Below are 21,716 nucleotides of genomic sequence, written 5' to 3'. Positions count from 1 at the left end.
CTTCGCCTCGCCGAAGCGGCTTCGGGCGGGCAGGCGGGACAAGCCCGGGCATGACGGCGTGCTGGTTTCGTAGCGGCACGCAACACGCAAAATTGCTCCGAGGACAAGGCTTGCCGGATATGAGCGGTTTGCCCGGCAAAGTTACGGAAAATTGCGGGAAATCGAGCCTCCGGCCGCAGGAAATCGGTAAACTTTTGCGAGATCGGGCCGAAGTTTCTTGCGGTGCAGCGGCACACGTTTTAGGGTGTCTGCATTCCCACAATTGGAGTCGTGAGGCCAAAGGGTTCACGACGCTTGTCAGGAGATGACGATGTCCTTCCTTGCCGCTGCGCTCGACCGTGTGAAGCCGTCCGCGACCATCGCGGTCACGGATAAAGCACGCGCGCTGAAAGCGGCGGGCCGCAACGTCATCGGCCTCGGCGCCGGCGAGCCCGACTTCGATACGCCCGCGAACATCAAGCTGGCGGCGATCCGCGCCATTGAAGCCGGCAAGACCAAGTACACCGCGGTCGACGGTATCCCTGAGCTGAAGGAAGCCATCATCGCGAAGTTTCAGCGCGAGAACGGCGTGGCCTACAAGCCGAACCAGATCATCGTCGGCACCGGCGGCAAGCAGGTGCTCTACAACGCGCTGATGGCGACCATCAATCCGGGCGACGAGGTGATCATCCCCGCGCCCTATTGGGTCAGCTATCCCGAGATGGTGGCGCTCGCCGGCGGCGAGCCGGTGCCGGTGGTCTGCACCGCCGCGACCGGCTTCAAGCTCGGGGCCGAGGCGCTCGAGCGCGCGATCACACCCAAGACCAAATGGGTGATCCTGTGCTCGCCGTCGAACCCGACCGGCGCGGCCTACACCAAGGCCGAGCTCAAGGCGCTCACCGACGTGCTGGTCAGGCATCCGCATGTGTGGGTGATGACCGACGACATGTACGAGCACCTCGTCTATGACGACTTCCAGTTCACCACCGTCGCGCAGGTCGAGCCCAGCCTCTACGACCGCACGCTCACCGTGAACGGTGTCTCGAAGGCGTATTGCATGACCGGCTGGCGTATCGGTTATGCCGGCGGTCCGGCTCAGCTCATCAAGGCGATGTCGACCATCCAGTCGCAGTCGACCTCGAACCCCTGCTCGATCGCGCAGTGGGCATCGGTGGAAGCGCTGAACGGTCCGCAAGACTTCATCCCTGCCAACAACAAGGTGTTCAAGGAGCGCCGCGACCTCGTCGTCTCCATGCTCAACCAGGCGAACGGCATCGAGTGCCCGCGCCCCGAGGGCGCGTTCTACGTCTATCCGTCCTGCGCCGGCACGATCGGCAAGAAGGCGCCGTCGGGCAATGTGATCTCCAACGACGAGCAGTTCGTCACCGAGCTCCTGGAGACCGAAGGCGTCGCCGTGGTGCAGGGCTCGGCCTTCGGCCTCGGCCCGGCGTTCCGCATCTCCTACGCGACCAAGACCTCGGATCTCGAAGACGCCTGCAAGCGCATCCAGCGCTTCTGCGGTAATCTGCGCTAGGCCTGTCGCGACATGCAAATTGGAAAGGCCCGCTTCGGCGGGCCTTTTTTATGCGTGTTTCGATTGGGTGGAGTCGGATGGGCTGTTGCTCTGGCCGGCATCGTGCTCGACCCCCTCACCCGGATTGCTGCCGGACGATGCTTCGCATCGCCGGGGCAATCCGACCTCTCCCCGCAGAAGGGCGGGGAGAGGTTGGCTCGCGTCCGCTAGCGCGTTCTATTGATTGCCACGGTAAGGGGCGCACACTCGTGCACTCCCTCGCCCCGTTCTTACGGGGAGAGGGTGGGGTGAGGGGCTCTATCCGCGCGTTCGATTTTAGATGCCCTCCGATCTGGCACCCACAACACTCTTGTGGCATAGACCATCGCGCGTCGCTTGCAGCGCGCCCTCTCTGCCCGCATCACATTCATCGCCGGAGATTTTCATGCGCCGCTCACTCCTCCTCGCCGGGCTCACTGCCGCGAGCCTCGTCGTCTCCGTCGCGGGCGCCAGTGCACAGTCGCGCTTGGTGAAGGTCGGCGTGCTGGAATGCCGCGGCGGCGCGAGCATCGGTTTTGTGGTGGGATCGGTGACCCATCTCGGCTGCGTGCTGCGCGCCGACGGTCTGCCCGAAGATCGCTACGTCGCGACGATCCGCAAAGTCGGCCTTGACATCGGCATCACCCAGGAGACGGCGCTCGCCTGGGGCGTGTTCGCGCCGGTCAATCGGCTCGGCCCCGGCGATCTCTCCGGCGATTATGCCGGCGCGCAAGGCAGCGCCTCGGTGGGCGTCGGCCTCGGCGGCAATGTGCTGGTCGGCGGCTCCAACAACTCGATCGCGCTTCAGCCGCTCAGCGTGCAGGGGCAGGTCGGGCTCAACGTTGCGGCCGGACTCGAAAGCCTGGAACTTCGTCCGGGCCGTTGAGATATTTGCAGACGAGGCTTTCTCTTGACCTCTCCCCAGCGGGGAGAGGTGGAACACTGACGACGCACCGCAGCGACGTTTGACGCTTGCCAAATCTCGGGGACGGGCAGAGCATCTGCGTTTGCCGACCCAATCATGGGCCGAGCTCCACACCAAGGAGGCGGCGAATGGGACAAGACGTCAGAAGTCCCCGAGGTCCACGGTGCATTGCGCTGGTGGGCCCTTTCCAAAGCGGTAAAACCACACTTCTCGAAGCAATCCTGGCGCGCACGAGTGCAATCCCCCGCGCCGGCAGCGTCGACGCCGGAACTTCCGTCGGCGACGCCACCCCCGAGGCCCGTCATCACAAGATGACTGTCGGGCTCACTGCCGCCACCACGAGTTTCATGGGCGACAGCTACACCTTCCTCGATTGTCCCGGTTCCGTCGAGTTTGCCCACGACATGCGCGCCGCGCTTCCTGCCGTCGATGCCGCCGTCGTGGTCTGCGAGGCCGACGAGAAGAAGCTGCCGCAGCTTCAGATCATCCTGCGCGAGCTGGAAGAGCTGAAGATCCCGCGCTTCCTGTTCCTCAACAAGATCGACCGCGCCAACGAGCGCATCCGCGAGACGCTCGCGATGCTGCAGCCCGCTTCGCGCGTGCCGCTGGTGCTGCGCCAGATCCCGATCTGGAAGGGCGAGCTGATCGAAGGCTTTGTCGATCTCGCGCTGGAACGTGCGTTCATCTATCGCGAGCACAAGGCCTCCGAGGTGGTTGCGCTCGACGGCGGCAATCTCGATCGCGAGAAGGAAGCCCGCTTCTCGATGCTGGAGAAGCTCGCCGATCACGACGACGCGCTGATGGAGCAATTGCTGGAAGATATCCAGCCGCCGCGCGATGCCGTGTTCGACGACCTCGCCCGCGAATTGCGTGAGGGGCTGATTTGCCCCGTCCTCCTCGGCGCGGCCGCGCGCGAGAACGGCGTGCTGCGTCTGATGAAGGCGCTGCGCCATGAGGCGCCCGGCATTGCCGAGACCGCAAAACGTCTCGGCGCGCCCGCTGCGAAGGACGCTCTTGGCTTCGTCTTCAAGACTCTGCACTCGCAGCACGGCGGAAAGCTGTCGCTGACGCGGCTGCTCGGCGGCCATCTCGACGACGGTGCCACGCTGCAATCCTCCTCCGGCGGTGTGAGCCGCATCTCCGGTATTCTCGCCGTGAGCGGCGCTTACGACAGCAAGCGTGCCTCGGCCGAAGCCGGTGACACCGTGGCGCTCGCCAAGCTTGATGCGGTCAAGACCGGCGACACCGTCTCGAGCGGCAAGACCGCGCCGGCTGCTCTTGCAGCCTCGGAGCCGACGCCACCGGTGCTCGCCATGTCGGTTGCTGCCACCGATCGCAAGGACGACGTCAAGCTCGGCCAGGCCTTAATGCGACTGCACGAAGAGGATCCGTCGCTCGTCGTCGTGCAGAACGCCCAGACCCACGACACCGTGCTGTGGGGGCAGGGCGAGATGCACCTGCGCGTCGCAAACGAGCGGTTGAGCGACCGCTTCGGCGTCAAGATTGCCTCGCATCCGCCGGCGATCGGCTACCAAGAGACCATCCGCAAGCCGATCACCCAGCGCGGCCGCCACAAGAAGCAGTCCGGCGGTCACGGCCAGTTCGGCGATGTCGTGCTCGACATCAAGCCGCTGCCGCGCGGCGAGGGTTTCAAGTTCGCCGAGAAGGTCGTCGGCGGCGCGGTGCCGCGCAACTATATCGGCGCGGTGGAGGAGGGCGTTGTCGACGGGCTCGCGCGCGGTCCGCTCGGCTTCCCCGTGACCGATCTGCAGGTGACGCTGACCGACGGCTCCTATCACAGCGTCGACTCCTCCGACCTGGCCTTCCGCACGGCGGCGCGGGTCGGATTGAACGAAGGCCTGCCGCAATGTCAGTCGGTGTTGCTGGAGCCGATCCACGTGGTCGAGATCGTCTGTCCGACCGACGCCACCGCCAAGATCAACGCGATCCTGTCGGCGCGGCGCGGCCAGATCCTCGGCTTCGACACCCGCGACGGCTGGAGCGGCTGGGACTGCGTGCGCGCCATGATGCCCGAAGCCGAGATCGGCGAGCTGATCGTCGAGCTCCGTTCGGCCACGGCCGGTGCCGGCAGCTTCACCCGTCAGTTCGACCACATGGCCGAAGTCACGGGACGAGCCGCCGATCAGATCATCGCTGCGCATCAGCACGCGGCGTGATCGGCTCCGCGCGGTAAGCGCGGTCAGGCAGGCGCCACTCTCTCACTCCCTCTCCCCGTTCTTCACGGGGAGAGGGAGCGAGGAGCTTTCTCCGTGCGCGCGGCGTTTTCATGCAAGGCCGCGCCTCTCCACACGTCATCGCGAACGCAGCGGAGCCCTAGCTCCGTCATCCCCGCGCGACGGCGAAGCCGTTGTCGCTGGAGGTCCGAGCCATGGGACGCAACGCGTCCCGTGGGAGCTTCGAAGGATGCACGGCCCGCTGCTGCAGCCGGGCCGTCGCCCTTGATCCCGTCCACTGCGCTCGCAATGACGGAGGAGGCACTTGCGTTCGCCTCCATATGATGTATTTTACATCATTGTATATGTACTAGATATCACTTATAAGTTCTGATACGTGAGGCCAAGGTGATCACGTCATTCCAGATGCGGGCAGCCCGCGCGTTGCTTGGCATCGACCAGAAAACCCTGGCCGAGCTCGCCGGCGTATCGTTGCCGACCATCCAGCGGATGGAGGCCTCGACCGGCAATGTGCGCGGCGTGGTCGAGACTTTGATCAAGGTGGTCGAGGCGTTCGATCGGGCCGGCGTCGAGCTGATCGGCGAACAGGTCCGCAGCGACAGCGGCGGACGCGGCGTTCGCCTCAAGGAGCCGGGGCCACCGCGTCGCGTTGGGGCATGATCGCGCGTTGATCGTGCTCGAGATCAAGATGGGCTAGCGCATCGTCGCACCTCGGCAACACGGGACGCACGATGCATCGGAGCATTGTGGGGCCAGCGGAGCACTTTGCTGAAATGAGCATCACAAGCGATCACGCAAGCGGGCTATCTCGGCTGCGTCAGCCGACCTTTGCCGAACTGTACATGCCAAAACTCGTCACCGTCTGGCGCGAGGGGTATGGGCTCGCGGACTTCCGCGCCGATGTGTTCGCAGGCCTCACGGTTGCGATCGTCGCGCTGCCGCTGTCGATGGCGATCGCGATCGCCTCGGGCGTGACGCCGGATCGCGGCCTCTACACCGCCGTGGCCGGCGGCTTCATCGCCTCGCTGCTCGGCGGCAGCCGGTTCCAGATCGGCGGACCGGCCGGCGCCTTCATCGTGCTGGTTGCGGCGACCGCCGAGCGTCACGGCGCCGACGGCGTGATCCTCGCCACTCTGATGGCGGGTCTCTTTCTGATTGCCGCGGGTTTCCTGCGGATCGGTACCTACATCAAGTTCATTCCCTATCCGGTGACGGTCGGCTTCACCGCCGGCATCGCCGTGATCATCTTTGCGAGCCAGCTCCGCGATCTCGGCGGGATCACGCTTGTCTCGAAGGAGCCGAGCGAGTTCCTTCCGAAGCTCATGGCGCTCGCCGGAGGCCTGCACACCGTCAATCCGTCCGCGGTCGCGGTCGCGATCGGCAGCATCGTCGTGATTGCCGGCCTGCGTCGCTGGCGGCCGTCCTGGCCCGGGATCCTGATCGCGGTCGTGCTCGCGGCGGTCGCGACCGCCGTGCTGTCGCTGCCGATTGAGACGATCGGATCGCGCTTCGGCGGCATCCCGCGCGAATTGCCGTCGCCGGCGCTGCCGGCGTTTTCGTTCGAGAAGGCGAAAGCGGTGCTGCCGGATGCGATCTCCTTCGCGCTGCTCGCGGCCATCGAATCGCTGCTGTCGGCAGTGGTCGCCGACGGCATGACCGGCCGCCGTCACCGCTCCAATTGCGAGCTCGTCGCGCAAGGCGCCGCCAATATCGGTTCGGCGCTGTTCGGCGGCATCTGCGTCACCGGCCTGATCGCGCGCACCGCGACCAACATCCGCGCCGGCGCCCGCGGGCCGCTGGCAGGCATGCTGCATTCGGTGTTTCTGCTGCTGTTCATGCTGATCGCGGCGCCGCTTGCAAGCTACATCCCGCTCGCCGCGCTCGCCGCCGTGCTCGTGGTGGTGGCCTGGACCATGGCGGAGAAGCACGAATTCGCCACGCTTTTGCGCTCCTCCTGGGGCGATGCCGTCGTTCTGCTCGCGACCTTCCTGCTCACGATCTTCCGCGATCTGACCGAAGGCATCCTGGTCGGCTTCGCGCTCGGCGCGGTGCTGTTCATCCATCGCATGGCCGAGATGACCGGCATCGAGGAGCGCTCGCCGCTGGTCGCGGCGGATCGGCCCGATGACGGCAATGGCGAACGCGTGCCTTATGATCCCGCGCTTGCGGTCGATCGCGACGTGCTGGTCTACCGCATCACCGGTGCGTTCTTCTTCGGTGCGGCGTCGGCCATCGGCGGCGTGCTCGACGGCATCGCCGACAAGCGCAAGGCGCTCGTCGTCGATTTCGCGGCGGTGCCGTTCCTGGACTCGACGGCGGCGAATGTGTTGGGGCGCGTCGCGGCCAAAGCCCAGCGCCAGGGCATCCGGCTGTTCATCACGGGGGCTTCGCCCACGGTCCGCCGTGCCTTGCTGACGCACGGTGTGGGCCCGCGACGCGCGCGTTATCGTCAGACCATCGAGCGCGCGGTCGCGGATATCAAGGCAGCCCCCGGCGCGGCCGAAGCCACGGTGTAGCCTCCGCCTGCTTGACAGGACCGGCCGGACGCGAAATGGATCGCCCTCGAACGCGACCCGAGGGAAGGATGACCGTGACCAAGGCTCCAGCAGCCTGCTTGATCGGATGGCCGGCAGCACATTCGCGCTCGCCGCTGATCCATCACTACTGGCTGCGCACGCTCGGCATCGAAGGCGGCTATGTCATCGAGGCCGTTCCGCCCGAGGACCTGCGCGATTTCGTGCTGCGGCTGTCGCTGCGCGGCTTTGTCGGCGCCAACGTCACCATCCCGCACAAGGAAGGCGTGCTGGCGCTCTCGACGCCGGATGCGCGCGCCAGGGCCGTGGGCGCCGCCAATACGCTGTGGTTCGAAGGTGGCGAACTGCGCTCGACCAACACGGATGTCGAGGGCTTTCTTGGCAATCTCGACGCCAGCGCACCCGGCTGGGACAAGGCCGACGAGGCGCTGGTGCTGGGGGCCGGCGGCTCCTCGCGCGCGGTCGTGTTCGGCCTGCTCGAACGCGGCTTTGGCCGCGTCCATCTCGCCAACCGCACTCCGGCGCGGGCCGAGGCGCTGGCGGCGCAGTTCGGGCCGAACGTGCATCCGCTTGCCTGGGACGGGATCAACGAGATCCTGCCGCGGGCAAAGCTTCTCGTGAACACGACCTCGCTCGGCATGCACGGCCAGCCCGCGCTCGAGGTCGATGTGACGCGGCTGCAGCAAGGCGCCGTCGTCGCCGACCTCGTCTATGTCCCCCTGGTGACGCCGCTGCTTGCGGCCGCCAGGGCCCGTGGGCTGAAGACCGCCGACGGGCTCGGCATGCTGTTGCACCAGGCGGTGCGCGGCTTCGAGCTGTGGTTCGGCCAACGCCCCAAGGTGACTGCCGAGCTGCGCGCGCTGGTCGAGGCCGATCTCACAAAGACTTGAGAGAATAGTGCGCCGTCTCCGGCGTTCTAACCCCGTGGGGATAATCGGAGACATTCATGACGATCCAACGTGCCAGTTTCACGCGCCCGCTCATCGCCGTCGCGATGGTGGCGGCGTCCACTCTCGCAGCCGTCGCGCAAAAGGCGCCGGTGCCGACTCGCGTGCGCGGCACGATCGAGAGCGTCGATGGCGACACGATGCAGGTCAAATCGCGCAGCGGTGAGGACATCAAGCTCCACATCGCCTCCGACGTCCGCGTGGCCGGCGTCACCAAGATTTCGCTCACCGACATCAAGGTCGGGTCTTTCGTCGGCGCCACCACCGTGCCGGGACCGGACGGTGCCCAGAACGCCGTCGAGGTCCACGTGTTTCCGGAGAGCATGCGCGGCACCGGGGAGGGCTCGCGGCCCTATGATCTCAAGCCGAATTCCAGCATGACCAACGCCACCGTGTCGGAGAGCGTGGTCGGCAATGACGGCCATACGCTGCTCGTGAAGTACAAGGACGGCGAGAAGAAGGTCTTCGTCTCCGATATGACACCGGTCGTGACCTTCGTTCCCGGCGACAAGGCTGAGCTGAAGGCCGGCGCCAAGGTCATTGCATTCATGAAGCAATTGCCCGACGGCTCGTTCGAGACCAATCGCGTCAGCGTCGGCCGTGATGGCCTGACACCGCCGATGTGATCGGGAATTCAGGGAATAGCGGCGATCGCATGGGGTTTGCCGTGATTGATCGTCGCAAACCCTGAAGGGACAATCATGCCGAAGCCGAACAACTGGGTGCCGCGCGCTGTCGTGGCTGCCTTTGCCACCTGCATCTTCATTTCAACCGTTTCGGCGCAGCAGGCGCCGACCGTTCGCATTCGCGGCATCATCGAAAGCGTCGACGGCAGCACGCTCGGCATCAAGACGCGCGAGGGCACTGAGGTGAAGGTGAAGATGACCGACAACGTCGCCGTCTTCGCCGTGGTAAAGACCGAACTCTCCGAGATCAAGGAAGGCTCCTATATCGGCGTCACCGCCATGCCCGAGCCCGACGGCACGCAGAAGGCCATTGCCGTCCATATCTTCCCGGAGAACCAGCGGGGCGCCGCCGAAGGCTTCCGTCCCTGGGACGCCCGCGCCAACTCAACCATGACCAACGCGACCGTGGCGCAGACGGTGAAGGGTAGCGACGGCCAGAACATCACGGTCAAATACAAGGACGGCGAGAAGAAAGTCGTGGTGCCGCCGGACACCCCGATCGTCACCTTCGTCGCCAGCGACAAGTCGGAAGTGAAGCCCGGCGCCAAGCTGATCATTTTCGGCGCGGCGAAGAAGGACGACGGCACGCTCGAGGCGAACCGGGTCAATGTCGGCCGAGACGGAATTGCGCCGCCGATGTGAGGTGAAGGAAGCGGCTGCCGCTACACCCTCGGCGTCGTCCCGGCGAAGGCCGGGACCATACCGCGTGATCCATCGATGGGCGCAGGTATCAGTCCCGCGCGAAGGCCGAATAACTAACAGTCATCGCCAATCCACTCCCTGTGGTTATGGGGCCCGGCCTGCGCCGGGACGACTGCTGAGTATGTCGTGGCTGCTTTCCACCACCCTACGGCATGCCGTTACGGCGCCACCGCAATGATATGATCGTCGATCTCGTCGATCCTGTTGACGCCGCACAGGCCCATGGTCGTGAGCAGCTCCTTCTGGATGATGTCGATCGCCTTGGCGACGCCGGCCTGGCCGCCGGCGCCCAGCCCGTAAGCATAAGCGCGGCCGATCATGCAGGACTTTGCGCCGAGCGCGAGCGCGCGCATCACGTCCTGGCCGGAGCGGATGCCGCCGTCGAACATGATCTCCATCTTCTCACCGACGGCATCGACGATCTCGGGCAGCACCTCGATCGAGGACGGCGCGCCGTCGAGCTGACGGCCGCCATGGTTGGAGACGACCAGCGCCTGCGCGCCGGTCTTGGCGGCTTCCTCGGCGTCCTCGACGTCGAGAATGCCCTTGATGACGAGCTTGCCCGGCCAGATGCTGCGGATCCATTCGACGTCCTTCCAGTTCAACGAGGTGTCGAACTGCGAGGCGGTCCATTCGGCGAGGCGATTGAGGTCCTCGGTGTTTTTCACGTGCCCGGCGATGTTGCCGAAGGTACGGCGCTTGCCCTGCAGCACGCCGGAGACCCAGGCGGGCTTGGTCGCGAAATCGATGAACTTCGACAGCGTCCATTCCGGCGGGATCGTCATGCCGTTCTTGATGTCGGCATGGCGCTGGCCGATCACCTGGAGGTCGACGGTGAGAACCAGCGCGCTGCACTTCGCCGCGATCGCGCGCTGGACCAGATCCTTGATGAAGCCGCGGTCCTTCATCACGTAGAGCTGGAACCAGAACGGCTTCTCGACGTTGGCCGCGATGTCCTCGATCGAGCAGATCGACATGGTCGACTGCGTGAACGGAATGCCGGCAGCCTGCGCCGCGCGGCAGGCGTGAATTTCGCCGTCGCCATGCTGCATGCCGAGCAGGCCGACCGGCGCCAGGATCAGCGGCATGGTCGAGGGCTCGCCGAGGATCGTGGTCGAGGTGTCGCGCTTGGAAACGTCGACCAGGATGCGCTGGCGGAACTTGATCGCCTGCATGTCCTCGCGGTTGGCGCGCAGCGTTTCCTCGGCATAGGAGCCGCGGTCGCAATAGTCGAAAAACGCCTTCGGCACGCGGCGCTTATGCAGCGCGCGAAGATCGTCGATACAGGTGATGTGCTTCATGAACGTTCCCCGGCCCGTCTTGCATCGGAAGTCTTGCATTGGAAGATTGAGGGGTCATCTAGCATGGTTGGATGCGCAGCCAAATCGTTTGCGGGAGGGACGCCATGACCAAGCCGCACGCCGCACCTTCGCCGGAAGAGATCAAGGAGAAGCAGGCCCTCGACGACGCGCTGGAGGAGGGCCTGGAAGAGACCTTTCCGGGTTCCGATCCCGTCAACGTCACCCAGCCGGCGCCGAGCCGCGGCGATGGCCACGTGAAGCGTTCGGATTAGCCCAAATTCCCCCTGTTCCAGGTGATCCATTGGGAAATATAATGTTAACAATAGGTTAGCAGGGCGGCGGTGCTCCCGGTTCCGTAACGATTTATCATATTTTTTGAAGCCAATTTAGGCGCGCAGGCATTATAAGACCCCAGCAAATCAGGGATGCGGGGCCGGTTCGGGCACCCGGAGGTTGTTGTGGGGATCCCTGGTTGTTGCTTGGGGGACGATATGAGCCGCAAATATTTCGGGACGGACGGGATTCGGGGCCGCGCCAACGGACTGATCACGCCGGAGCTCGCGCTCAAGGTCGGCCAGGCCGCGGGCCTTGCGTTTCAGCGTGGTGACCACCGCCACCGGGTCGTGATCGGCAAGGACACCCGCCTGTCCGGCTACATGATCGAATACGCGATGGTCGCGGGCTTCACCTCGGTCGGTATGGACGTGCTGCTGGTCGGCCCGATGCCGACGCCGGCGGTGGCGATGCTGACCAAGTCGATGCGCGCCGATCTCGGCGTCATGATCTCGGCCTCGCATAATCTGTTCGAGGACAACGGCATCAAGCTGTTCGGCCCGCAGGGCTTCAAGCTTTCCGACGACGTCGAGAAGCAGATCGAGCAGCTGCTCGACGAGCCCATCGACAAGCGTCTTGCCCAGAGCGCGAGCCTCGGCCGCGCCCGCCGTATCGACGGCGTGCATGACCGCTACATCGAATTCGCCAAGCGCACGCTGCCGCGCGACCTTTCGCTCGACGGCCTGCGCGTCGTGATCGATTGCGCCAACGGTGCCGCCTACAAGGTGGTGCCGGAAGCGCTGTGGGAATTGGGCGCCGACGTGGTGCCGATCGGCGTCGAGCCCGACGGCTTCAACATCAACAAGGATTGCGGCTCGACCTCGCCGGAAGCGCTGTCGCGGAAGGTGCGCGAGATGCGCGCCGACATCGGCATTGCGCTCGATGGCGATGCCGACCGCGTCATCCTGGTCGACGAGCGCGGCCATGTCGTCGACGGCGACCAGCTGCTGGCGGTGATCGCGCAGAGCTGGAAGGAAGATGGGCGGCTGTCGCGTCCGGGCATCGTCGCGACCGTGATGTCGAACCTCGGGCTGGAGCGCTTCCTGAAAGAGCACGGGATCGATCTCGTGCGCACCCCGGTCGGCGACCGCTACGTGCTCGAGCAGATGCTGAACGGCGGCTACAATCTCGGCGGCGAGCAGTCCGGCCATATCATCCTGTCCGACTACGCCACCACCGGCGACGGCTTCGTGGCCGCCCTGCAGGTGCTGGCCGTGGTGCAGAAGCTGCGCCGTCCGGTGTCGGAGGTCTGCCACCGCTTCGATCCGCTGCCGCAGATTCTCAAGAACGTCCGCCACAAGGGCGGCAAGCCGCTCGACAATTCCGATGTGCAGTCGGCGATCTCGGACGGCGAGAAGCGGCTCAACGGCTGCGGCCGCCTCCTGATCCGCTCCTCCGGCACCGAGCCCGTGATCCGCGTCATGGGCGAAGGCGAGGATCGCGTCCTGGTCGAGGACGTCGTCGACACCATCGTCTCCGCGCTGGGCCAGGCCGCGGCCTGATCTCTTCCTTCTCCCCTTGTGGGAGAGAGTAAGATGAGAGCACACACGCATCCCAGCCATTTGTGATTGGCGGTGGTTCCGCCGCCCCGTGCATCGTAACTAGCGGTCGCGGCAATCTGCCGCGCCGGGATGCTCCAGTGAACAAGCCTGTCGTCGTCTCAGAGGAAACGCTGACCGAGCCCGTCGTCATCAGCGGCGTCGCGCCCGCTGCAAAGGCGGCCGCTGGGCCGGCCTACGTCGTGCTCGCCGGCATCAGCTTCTCGCATTTCCTCAACGACACCATGCAGTCGCTGATCGCCTCGGTGTATCCGATCCTGAAGGATACCTATGCGCTCGACTTCGCGCAGATCGGCATGATCACGCTGGCCTTCCAGTTCACGGCCTCGCTGCTGCAGCCGGTGGTCGGGCACTACACCGACAAGAAGGCGCAGCCTTATTCGCTGTCGATCGGCATGGCCTCGACCTTCTTCGGCCTGCTGCTGCTCAGCATCGCCCGGCAATATCTCGTCATCCTGATTGCCGCGGCACTGGTCGGTCTCGGCTCGGCGGTGTTTCATCCGGAGTCGGCGCGCATTGCGCGGCTCGCCTCCGGTGGCCGTTACGGCTTTGCGCAATCGGTGTTCCAGCTCGGCGGCAGCTTCGGCACCTCGATGGGGCCGGTGCTTGCGGCCCTCATCGTCGTTCCGTTCGGGCAGGGCAGCATCGCCTGGTTCTCCTCGATCGCGTTCCTCGCGATCGTCATCCTCTGGCGCATCGGCCGCTGGTACGAACCGCAGATCAAGGCGAAGAAGACGGTGGCGGTTCAGGCTCATCCCGATGCGCCGAGCTCGCGCCGTGTCGCGGTCGCGCTGCTGGTGCTGGTGGCGTTGCTGTTCTCGAAGCAGCTCTACGTCTCCAGCCTGTCGAGCTATTACATCTTCTACCTGATCGACCGTTTCGGCGTGTCGACCCAGACGGCCCAGATCTATCTCTTCATCTTCCTTGCGGCGAACGCGGTCGGCGCATTCTTCGGCGGGCCGCTCGGGGATCGCTTCGGCCGCAAGATCGTGATCTGGATCTCGATCCTCGGCGCGCTGCCGTTCACGCTGGCGCTGCCCTTTGCTGGGCTCTATGCGAGCGCGGCGCTCTCGGTGATCATCGGCCTGATCATCTCCTCGACGACGTCGTCGATCATCGTGTTTGCGCAGGAGCTGGTGCCGCACCGTTTCGGCATGATCTCCGGCGTCTTCTTCGGTGTCGCCTTCGGCATCGGCGGCCTTGGCGCTGCGGTGCTCGGCAAGCTCGCCGACCACACCTCGATCGAGTTCGTCTACCAGGTCTGCGCCTATCTGCCGGCGATCGGGCTGCTCGCGGTGTTCCTGCCGAAGCTGCCGCGGCACGCGCGTTAACAAATCCTCCTTCGCTGCACTGCGGCTTCATACATCGTTAGCAATTGCGGTCCGCCAGCTGCCGCATTTCTGCAACGCTTGCGCCGCATCCGCGTGTGCGGTGAGAAAAAATCAACCTTAAAAATTAGGGTTAAGTGGCGCTTAAGCATTTGCTGCCATCGTCCGGCTCGTGAGTTTCCAGAACGTGGGGCGCCCGTATTCAGCCTCACCGGCCATAAGGACGAAGCCAATGCGTAGCGTTAAGTCTCTCCTTGCCGCGGGTGCGGCATCCCTGATCTCGTCGATGGCGTTCGCCGCCGATATGCCGATCGCGGCGCCCCCTCCGATGTACGCGCCGCCGGCTCCGCCCGCGGACTTCGGCGGCTGGTATCTCCGCGGCGACATCGGCTTCAGCAACCAGAAGACCAGTGATCTCCACTACACCCGCGAGTCGGCTTACTCGCAGCTCACCTCGTTCAACCAGCAGTCGTCCTTCGACACCGGCGGCGTCTACGGCCTCGGCGCCGGCTACCGCTTCAACAACTGGTTCCGCGCCGACGTGACCGGACAGTATCGGGGCAACGCCAACTTCAAGGCGACCGATCGTTTCACCGGTACGGCAGGCGGCGTGCCTTACAACGGCATCGACAATTACAGCGCCAGCAAGTCCGAATGGCTGTTCCTGGCGAACGCCTATGTCGACCTCGGGACCTGGTGGTGCATTACCCCGTTCGTCGGTGCCGGCGTTGGTACAGCGCGGGTTTCGATCGCGAACTTCTCCGATACGGGCATCAACAATCTTCCGTTCTCGACCGCGAGCTTTGCCACCGCTCCGACGGGTTCGAAGTGGAATTTCGCCTGGGCTGCCCACGCGGGTCTCGCCTACAAGGTCAATCCGAACCTGATCCTCGAACTGGCCTACAGCTACGTCAATCTTGGCGAGGGCCAGACCGGTATCCTGTCGGACTTCACCGGCGCGACCACCAACAACGTCTTCAAGTTCAAGGACATCACCTCGCATGACTTGAAGCTCGGCGTGCGCTGGGAGCTCAACAGCCCGCCCGCCTACGCGCCGGCGCCGCTGGTCACCAAGGGCTGATCTTCAGCCCCATCGCTTAACGTCTCTTAACGGCGCGGGATCATCCCGCGCCGTTTTGCTTTGCGTATTTTTCATCGCTTGGCGGCGACGGAAGCCTCCGGCGCAACCATTGGTTAAGGTTAACGAGCCATGATCACGAGCAAGAGTTCGAGTTCGATGGAGCGTTGCAATGCGTGGGCTTTTGTTGGCGGCGGTGATGTTGGGGACGGTGTCTGCCGCGCACGCGGCCGACATGCCGGATCTGCCGATCCTGCGTGGCAGTCTCACCGACGGTCTGAGCAAGTCCAACGTCAACTGGCAGGGCTTCTATGTCGGCGGCCAGGCCGGTTACGGATCTTCGGACGAAAGCTTCAGTGGCACAAACACCAACATGCTCTCTGCTTTGCTCGACCATAACGTCATCGAGCAGATGCAGGTCTCGCAATGGAATCTCGGGCTCGGCAAGCAATCGAGCCGCGCCAGCGGCTATGGTGTCTTCGTCGGATATAACGAGCAGTGGGAAGACGTCGTCTACGGTCTTGAAATGAGCTATCTGCACGGCTCGTACGGCGGCTCATCCAACGCGTTCAAGGAGCTTGTCAGCGGCACCACGCTTTCCGACGGCGCCTTCCATGATGTTGCGGTCACGTCGTCAGCCTCGATAGCGATCTCGGACCTGGCGACGTTCCGTGGACGGGCGGCTTATGCCTGGGGTTGTTTCCTGCCCTACATGTTCGGCGGACTCGCGCTCGGTAAGGCCGATATCTCGCGTTCGGTCCTGGTCACCGATTCGGTCAGCACCAACGGAACGACATGGACGGCGCTGCAGCCGCTGTCGGCGAACGATACGCAGCATAATCACCTGATCTACGGCTACACGGCCGGCCTTGGTATGGACGTCAACCTGGTTGGCGGTCTCTTCATGCGAGCCGAGTGGGAATACATTCGCTTCACCTCGCAGGTCGATACCAGCATCAACACCGTTCGCGCCGGCCTCGGCTACAAGTTCTGACTCCGCTGCGCTTCGTCGCGGTTGACAGGTCATCTCCGCCCTGATGCTCTGTCGCCCGACATGGGGCGACAGCGATGCGGATTTACGGCGACAGCAATTCCGGCAATTGCCTGAAGGTGAAGTGGGTCTGCGACAAGCTCGCGCTGCCCTATCGCTGGATCGAGACCGATACGCGCAAGGGTGAGACGCGTACGCCGCAATTTCTCGAGATGAACGGCGCCGGCCAGGTGCCGACCATCGCCTTGGACGACGGCCGCACGCTGGCGCAGTCCAACGCCATCATCCGCTATCTCGCCCGCGACAGCGCGCTCGTCCCGCGCGACGCCTTTGCCGCCGCCAAGATGGACGAATGGCTTTTCTGGGAGCAATACAGCCACGAGCCCTATATCGCGGTATGCCGCTTCCAGATGGTCTATCTCGGCAAGGATGCCTCCGAGCTCGATCCTGACAAGGTCAAGCGCGGCTATGCGGCGCTCGATCGCATGGAGCAGCATCTTGCCGCGAGCCGCTTTTTCGCCGGCGACGAGGTTTCGCTCGCCGACGTCTCGCTGCTCGCCTATACCCGCCTGGCGCATGAAGGTGGTTTCGATCTCGGGCGTTATGCGGCCATTGGCCGCTGGATCAGCGAGGCTGAGGCTTGTCTTGGCCTGCCGCCGGCCCGCTGAGCACCGCGCGCGGAGCGTCTCGCGTCGTTGAGTCCTTCGCGTTGAGTCTGGAGCTTCCGGTATGAACGATAGGTCTGTTTCCATCCGTCCGGCGCGCCGCGCGGACCTGCCTGCGATCGTGGCGATGCTTGCCGACGATCATCTCGGCCGCGCCCGCGAGCGCATCGAGGATCCGTTGCCGGCCGTCTACTATCAGGCCTTCGAACGGGTCGAGCGCGATTCCAATCTCTCCCTGGTCGTCGCCGAGAGCGAGGGCAGGGTGGTTGGCTGCCTGCAACTCGCGGTGCTTGCTGGCATCAGCTCGCAAGGCGGCATTCGTGGTCTGCTCGAGGACGTGCGCGTTGCCGCCGATTGTCGCAATCGCGGCATCGGTGAGCAATTGGTGCAATGGGCGATCGCGGAAGCGAAAGCGCGCGGCTGCAATCTGGTCGAATTGCTGACGCATTCGAGCCGGGTCGATGCGCAGCGCTTTTACAAGCGTCTTGGATTTGCGTCGAGTCACGCCGGCATGACTGTCCGCTTTTGACGCAGTGCGCCGTGCGCGTTGCGCGATCAACGAAATCGGATCGCGCGTTCGTTCATCTTAACAGCTGATAAACTACCCGTTCGTCGTTCACGTTGATCGGGGAACGAAGGGTGCTACGGGAACGTCAGACACCGGGCTCGGTCGGTTCGGGGATTTCGATGACAAAGTATTCCATGATCAAGGTCGGCAACGACTACGTTGTGCTGGCCGACGACCAATGCATCTTGAAGGTCGGCAGCCGCCGCCGTGCCGCGCAATTGATCAGCGAGGCCACGGACTTGCTGAACGCGCTCGCGTCCGTCGAGGCCCCCGGTATCGCGCCGGAGGCGCCATCACTGGCCCGTGAGACGCCTGAACTTCCTTGACTGCCCTTCCCGATTCCCGTATCAGCCGCGGCGGGACACCTCCCCCCAACGGGAGGCTTACTATCTGGAAGGGTAGATTATGACTGTAGCGAAGCCCGCTTCGCGGCCCAACGTGCCGCATTTCTCCTCCGGCCCCTGCGCCAAGCGCCCCGGCTGGAACGCCCAAAATCTCAAGGACGCAGCGCTCGGCCGTTCGCATCGCGCGAAGGTCGGCAAGACCAAGCTCAAGCTCGCGATCGATCTGACGCGCGAAGTGCTTGAAGTGCCGGCCGATTATCGCATCGGCATCGTTCCGGCTTCCGATACCGGCGCGGTCGAGATGGCGCTGTGGTCGCTGCTCGGTGCACGGCCCGTCACCACGCTCGCCTGGGAATCCTTCGGTGAGGGCTGGGTCAGCGACATCGTCAAGGAATTGAAGCTCAAGGACGTCACCAAGCTGAATGCAGCTTACGGTGAGATTCCCGACCTCTCCAAGGTCGATCCCAAGAGCGACGTCGTCTTCACCTGGAACGGCACCACCTCCGGCGTCCGCGTGCCGAACGCCGACTGGATCAGCGCGACCCGCGAAGGCCTGACCATTTGCGACGCCACCTCGGCCGCGTTCGCGCAAGCCCTCGACTGGGCCAAGCTCGACGTCGTCACCTTCTCCTGGCAGAAGGCGCTCGGCGGCGAAGCCGCGCACGGCATGCTGATCCTGTCGCCGCGTGCGGTGGAGCGGCTCGAGACCTACAAGCCGGCTTGGCCGCTGCCGAAGATCTTCCGCATGACCAAGGGCGGCAAGATCAACGAAGGCATTTTCGTCGGCGAAACCATCAACACGCCGTCGATGCTGTGCGTCGAGGACTATCTCGATGCGCTGAACTGGGCCAAGTCGATCGGCGGCCTCAAGGCGCTGATCGCGCGCGCCGACGCCAACACCAAGGTGCTGGCCGACTGGAAGGCGAAGACGCCCTGGATCGACTTCCTGGCCAAGGACGCTTCGATCCGCTCCAACACCTCGGTGTGCCTGAAGTTCACCGATCCCGCGATCACCTCCCTCTCGGATGACGCGCAGGCCGACTTCTCCAAGAAGCTGGTTGCGCTGATCGAGAAGGAAGGCGCCGGTTACGACTTCGCGTATTACCGCGATGCACCGGCGGGCTTGCGCATCTGGTGCGGCGCCACCGTCGAGGCCAAGGATGTCGAGCTGCTGACGCAGTGGATCGACTGGGCTTTTGCCGAGACCAAGGCGCAGCTCGCGAAGGCGGCGTAAGTTTTCGTTCTTCGCCTCTCTCCGTTCTTACGGGGAGAGGCCGGGTCGCGCAGCGATCCGGGTGAGGGGCTCTCTCCACGAGCACTTCGCCTGCGGCTGCCCCTCACCCCAACCCTCGCCCCGTAAGAACGGGGAAAGGGAGAGCAACAAGCTTCCGAGTCACTCACGCATTTCCGGCCCTCGGGCCGATCCTCCCTCAGGGACGGTGAAGGACACATTCCCATGACCAAACCCAAAGTTCTCATTTCCGACGCGCTCTCGCCCGCTGCCGTGCAGATCTTCAAGGATCGCGGCGTCGAGGTCGACTTCCAGCCCAATCTCGGCAAGGACAAGGACAAGCTCGCCGAGATCATCGGCAATTACGACGGTCTCGCGATCCGCTCCGCGACCAAGGCGACCGCCAAGATCCTGGAGAAGGCGACCAACCTCAAGGTGATCGGCCGCGCCGGCATCGGCGTCGACAATGTCGAGATCCCCGCCGCCACGGCCAAGGGCATCATCGTGATGAACACGCCGTTCGGCAATTCGATCACGACCGCCGAGCACGCCATCACCCTGATGCTGGCGCTCGCCCGCGAGATCCCGCAGGCCGACGCCTCGACCCAGGCCGGCAAATGGGAGAAGAACCGCTTCATGGGCGTCGAGATCACCGGCAAGGTGCTCGGCGTGGTCGGCTGCGGCAACATCGGATCGATCGTTGCCGACCGTGCGCTCGGCCTGCGCATGAAGGTGATCGCGTTCGATCCGTTCCTGTCGCCGGAGCGCGCCAAGGACATCGGTGTCGAGAAGGTCGATCTCGACGACCTGCTCAAGCGCGCCGACTTCATCACGCTGCACACGCCGCTGACCGAGAAGACCAAGAACATCATCGACGCGGCCGCGATCGCCAAGATGAAGAAGGGCGTGCGCCTGATCAACTGCGCCCGCGGCGGCCTCGTCGACGAGCAGGCCGTGGTCGATGCGCTCAATTCCAAGCACATCGCCGGCGCCGCCTTCGACGTGTTCGTCGAGGAGCCCGCGAACACCAACGTGCTGTTCGGCCATCCCAACGTGATCTGCACGCCGCATCTCGGCGCCTCCACCACGGAAGCGCAGGAGAACGTCGCGCTCCAGGTCGCCGAGCAGATGTCGGATTATCTGCTCACCGGCGCGATCTCGAACGCCGTCAACTTCCCGTCGATCACCGCGGAAGAAGCGCCGAAGCTGAAGCCGTTCATCGCGCTTGCCGAGAAGCTCGGCTCGTTCGCCGGCCAGCTCACCGAAAGCGGCATCCTCAAGGTCGAGATCACCTATGAGGGCCATGTCGCCGAGATGAAGATCAAGGCGATCACCTCGGCGGTGCTGTCGGGCCTGCTGCGGCCGATGCTGGGCGAGGTCAATGTGGTGTCCGCGCCGGTCGTCGCCAAGGAGCGCGGCATGGTGGTGGACGAGATCGTGCGCGCCGCGCAGAGCGATTACGAGAGCCTGATCACCGTCACGGTGGCGACGGAGCGCCAGGAGCGCTCGGTCTCCGGCACCGTGTACCATGACGGCAAGCCACGATTGGTTGACGTCAAGGGCATCCGCGTCGACGCCGAGTTCGGCAAGTCGATGATCTACATCACCAACGAGGACAAGCCGGGCTTTATCGGCCAGTTCGCGAGCCTGCTGGGCGATGCCAAGATCAACATTGCCACCTTCCATCTCGGCCGCGTTGCGCCCGGCAGCGATGCGATCGCGCTGGTCGAGGTCGACGGTGCGGTGCCGGCGGACCTGCTCGCCAAGGTGCAGGCCCTGCCGCAGGTCAAGCAGGCCAAGGCACTGAGGTTCTGAGGCGTATCAGCAGAACGCGCTGACGCTGCTCCGGCACCGGCAGCGTCAGCGATCGAAGCCGTAAAGCCGCGCCGGATTGTCGACCAGGATTGCATCGCGCGTCTTTTCATTGCCGGCCCACGCTGCGAGCAGGTCGAACAGCTCTGCGTCATCGGGCTTGTGCTTCTCGGTGACATGGGGCCAGTCGCTGCCCCAGACCAGGCGATCGGGCGCGATCTTGACGAAGGCCTGCGCGGTTCGCGTCGCGTCGGCATAGGGCGGGCCCTGCTCGGTGTTGAGATAGGCGCCGGCGAGCTTCACCCAGGCGCGGCCCTTGCTCGCGAGATCGGCGATGACGCCGAAGGCCGGATGGTCCGGCCCCTGTTTCGGCGGAAGCCGCCCCATATGATCGAATACGATTCCGCAGGGCAGGCGGCCGAGCATCGCCGACGTCTCGACGATCTGGTCGCCGGACATGTGAAGCTGGACGTGCCAGCCTAGATCGGCGATGCGCTTGGCCAGCGGTTCGATCATGTCGATTGTGGTCACCGTGTCGCTCGGATTCCAGACGCTGAAGCGAAGTCCGCGGATGCCGCCGGCATCGAGCCGCTTCAGCTCCGCATCCGTCACGTCGGGATGACAGACCCCGACGCCCCGTCCGTTCTTGCCGAGCCGGCTGAGCGCATCGAGGATGCAGGCATGGTCGGTGCGGTGATATTTCGGCTGCACCGGAACCGCGCGCGCCGTGCCGATGCGGCGCTGATGCAGCACATAGTCATCGAAGGTCGAGCCTGCCGGCTTGGCGCTTTCCGGTGTCGGAAAGCGGGGATCGATGATGTGGAAATGCGCGTCGCAGGCGTTCGCCGGTGCTTTTGTCTTCGGCGCCTCGGCGCCGGATGAATTGGGGATCGTGTCGGCTGCCGCATGACGCGACTGAGCAAGCCCCGCGGTGGTTGCGGCGGCTGCCGTGACGAATGTCCTTCGTGTCATCTGGTGCGGCATCG

20 protein-coding genes are annotated in these 21,716 nt (G+C 64.6%); 18 read left to right on the top strand and 2 right to left on the bottom strand.

Annotated elements, in window-relative coordinates:
* Positions 1–310 precede the first annotated feature (310 nt).
* From ACWAT4_RS34695 to ACWAT4_RS34660, 8 genes are all read left to right on the top strand, one after another.
* Complete coding sequence (locus ACWAT4_RS34695) at positions 311–1,513, top strand: pyridoxal phosphate-dependent aminotransferase (RefSeq protein ID WP_212297014.1); 1,203 nt, start codon at positions 311–313, stop codon at positions 1,511–1,513.
* 424 nt (positions 1,514–1,937) lie between these two features.
* Positions 1,938–2,417 carry a DUF992 domain-containing protein gene (locus ACWAT4_RS34690; protein ID WP_212297013.1) on the top strand — a complete coding sequence of 160 codons (480 nt, stop codon included), beginning with the start codon at positions 1,938–1,940 and terminating at the stop codon, positions 2,415–2,417.
* A gap of 167 nt (positions 2,418–2,584) precedes the next feature.
* Positions 2,585–4,633 (top strand): elongation factor G, encoded by a 2,049-nt coding sequence (locus ACWAT4_RS34685; protein ID WP_449729205.1) that lies wholly within the window; start codon positions 2,585–2,587, stop codon positions 4,631–4,633.
* A gap of 405 nt (positions 4,634–5,038) precedes the next feature.
* On the top strand, positions 5,039–5,311 hold the full coding sequence (locus ACWAT4_RS34680) for a helix-turn-helix domain-containing protein (RefSeq protein ID WP_026201995.1): 273 nt from the start codon (positions 5,039–5,041) through the stop codon (positions 5,309–5,311).
* Between the two features lie 113 nt (positions 5,312–5,424).
* The gene (locus ACWAT4_RS34675; protein ID WP_449729204.1) at positions 5,425–7,167 is read left to right on the top strand and encodes a SulP family inorganic anion transporter; all 1,743 of its coding nucleotides are present in this window, start codon (positions 5,425–5,427) and stop codon (positions 7,165–7,167) included.
* Positions 7,168–7,235: 68 nt separating this feature from the next.
* Positions 7,236–8,075: a shikimate dehydrogenase gene (locus tag ACWAT4_RS34670; protein WP_212297010.1), complete on the top strand. Its 840-nt coding sequence runs from the start codon at positions 7,236–7,238 to the stop codon at positions 8,073–8,075.
* Positions 8,076–8,131: 56 nt separating this feature from the next.
* Positions 8,132–8,758 (top strand): hypothetical protein, encoded by a 627-nt coding sequence (locus ACWAT4_RS34665; RefSeq protein ID WP_212297009.1) that lies wholly within the window; start codon positions 8,132–8,134, stop codon positions 8,756–8,758.
* Between the two features lie 75 nt (positions 8,759–8,833).
* Positions 8,834–9,460 (top strand): hypothetical protein, encoded by a 627-nt coding sequence (locus tag ACWAT4_RS34660; protein WP_449729203.1) that lies wholly within the window; start codon positions 8,834–8,836, stop codon positions 9,458–9,460.
* 218 nt (positions 9,461–9,678) lie between these two features.
* Here the strand turns inward: ACWAT4_RS34660 and ACWAT4_RS34655 are convergent, their stop codons facing one another.
* Positions 9,679–10,821, bottom strand: coding sequence for an alpha-hydroxy acid oxidase (locus ACWAT4_RS34655; RefSeq protein ID WP_212297008.1), 1,143 nt, complete (start codon positions 10,819–10,821; stop codon positions 9,679–9,681).
* A gap of 104 nt (positions 10,822–10,925) precedes the next feature.
* On the opposite strand from ACWAT4_RS34655, the gene ACWAT4_RS34650 reads away from it, so the two are divergent.
* The 10 genes from ACWAT4_RS34650 to serA all read left to right on the top strand — a co-directional run bounded on the left by ACWAT4_RS34650 (position 10,926) and on the right by serA (position 20,733).
* A complete protein-coding gene (locus ACWAT4_RS34650; RefSeq protein ID WP_212297007.1) occupies positions 10,926–11,093 on the top strand; it encodes a hypothetical protein in 168 nt (55 codons plus the stop codon).
* A 219-nt stretch (positions 11,094–11,312) separates the two neighbouring features.
* Positions 11,313–12,656, top strand: coding sequence for a phosphoglucosamine mutase (gene glmM, locus ACWAT4_RS34645; RefSeq protein WP_212297006.1), 1,344 nt, complete (start codon positions 11,313–11,315; stop codon positions 12,654–12,656).
* Between the two features lie 137 nt (positions 12,657–12,793).
* On the top strand, positions 12,794–14,044 hold the full coding sequence (locus ACWAT4_RS34640; RefSeq protein ID WP_212297005.1) for an MFS transporter: 1,251 nt from the start codon (positions 12,794–12,796) through the stop codon (positions 14,042–14,044).
* Positions 14,045–14,273: 229 nt separating this feature from the next.
* The gene (locus ACWAT4_RS34635; protein WP_212297004.1) at positions 14,274–15,122 is read left to right on the top strand and encodes an outer membrane protein; all 849 of its coding nucleotides are present in this window, start codon (positions 14,274–14,276) and stop codon (positions 15,120–15,122) included.
* A gap of 169 nt (positions 15,123–15,291) precedes the next feature.
* Positions 15,292–16,113 (top strand): outer membrane protein, encoded by an 822-nt coding sequence (locus ACWAT4_RS34630; RefSeq protein ID WP_212427327.1) that lies wholly within the window; start codon positions 15,292–15,294, stop codon positions 16,111–16,113.
* Between the two features lie 74 nt (positions 16,114–16,187).
* Positions 16,188–16,778 carry a glutathione S-transferase family protein gene (locus tag ACWAT4_RS34625; protein ID WP_212427328.1) on the top strand — a complete coding sequence of 197 codons (591 nt, stop codon included), beginning with the start codon at positions 16,188–16,190 and terminating at the stop codon, positions 16,776–16,778.
* A 61-nt stretch (positions 16,779–16,839) separates the two neighbouring features.
* On the top strand, positions 16,840–17,304 hold the full coding sequence (locus ACWAT4_RS34620; RefSeq protein WP_212427329.1) for a GNAT family N-acetyltransferase: 465 nt from the start codon (positions 16,840–16,842) through the stop codon (positions 17,302–17,304).
* Between the two features lie 158 nt (positions 17,305–17,462).
* Complete coding sequence (locus ACWAT4_RS34615; protein ID WP_212297000.1) at positions 17,463–17,669, top strand: hypothetical protein; 207 nt, start codon at positions 17,463–17,465, stop codon at positions 17,667–17,669.
* Between the two features lie 79 nt (positions 17,670–17,748).
* Positions 17,749–18,921, top strand: coding sequence for a phosphoserine transaminase (locus ACWAT4_RS34610; protein ID WP_212296999.1), 1,173 nt, complete (start codon positions 17,749–17,751; stop codon positions 18,919–18,921).
* 222 nt (positions 18,922–19,143) lie between these two features.
* Positions 19,144–20,733, top strand: a complete 1,590-nt coding sequence (gene serA, locus ACWAT4_RS34605; RefSeq protein ID WP_212296998.1) for a phosphoglycerate dehydrogenase — start codon at positions 19,144–19,146, stop codon at positions 20,731–20,733.
* A gap of 45 nt (positions 20,734–20,778) precedes the next feature.
* Here serA and ACWAT4_RS34600 read toward each other — a convergent pair whose 3' ends face one another.
* Complete coding sequence (locus tag ACWAT4_RS34600) at positions 20,779–21,714, bottom strand: amidohydrolase family protein (protein ID WP_212446513.1); 936 nt, start codon at positions 21,712–21,714, stop codon at positions 20,779–20,781.
* Positions 21,715–21,716 lie beyond the last annotated feature (2 nt).

The organism is Bradyrhizobium sp. T-1, from assembly GCF_053592855.1.
The sequence above is the reverse complement of the archived record's forward strand: the minus strand, read 5'-3'. Positions and strand labels throughout refer to the sequence as shown.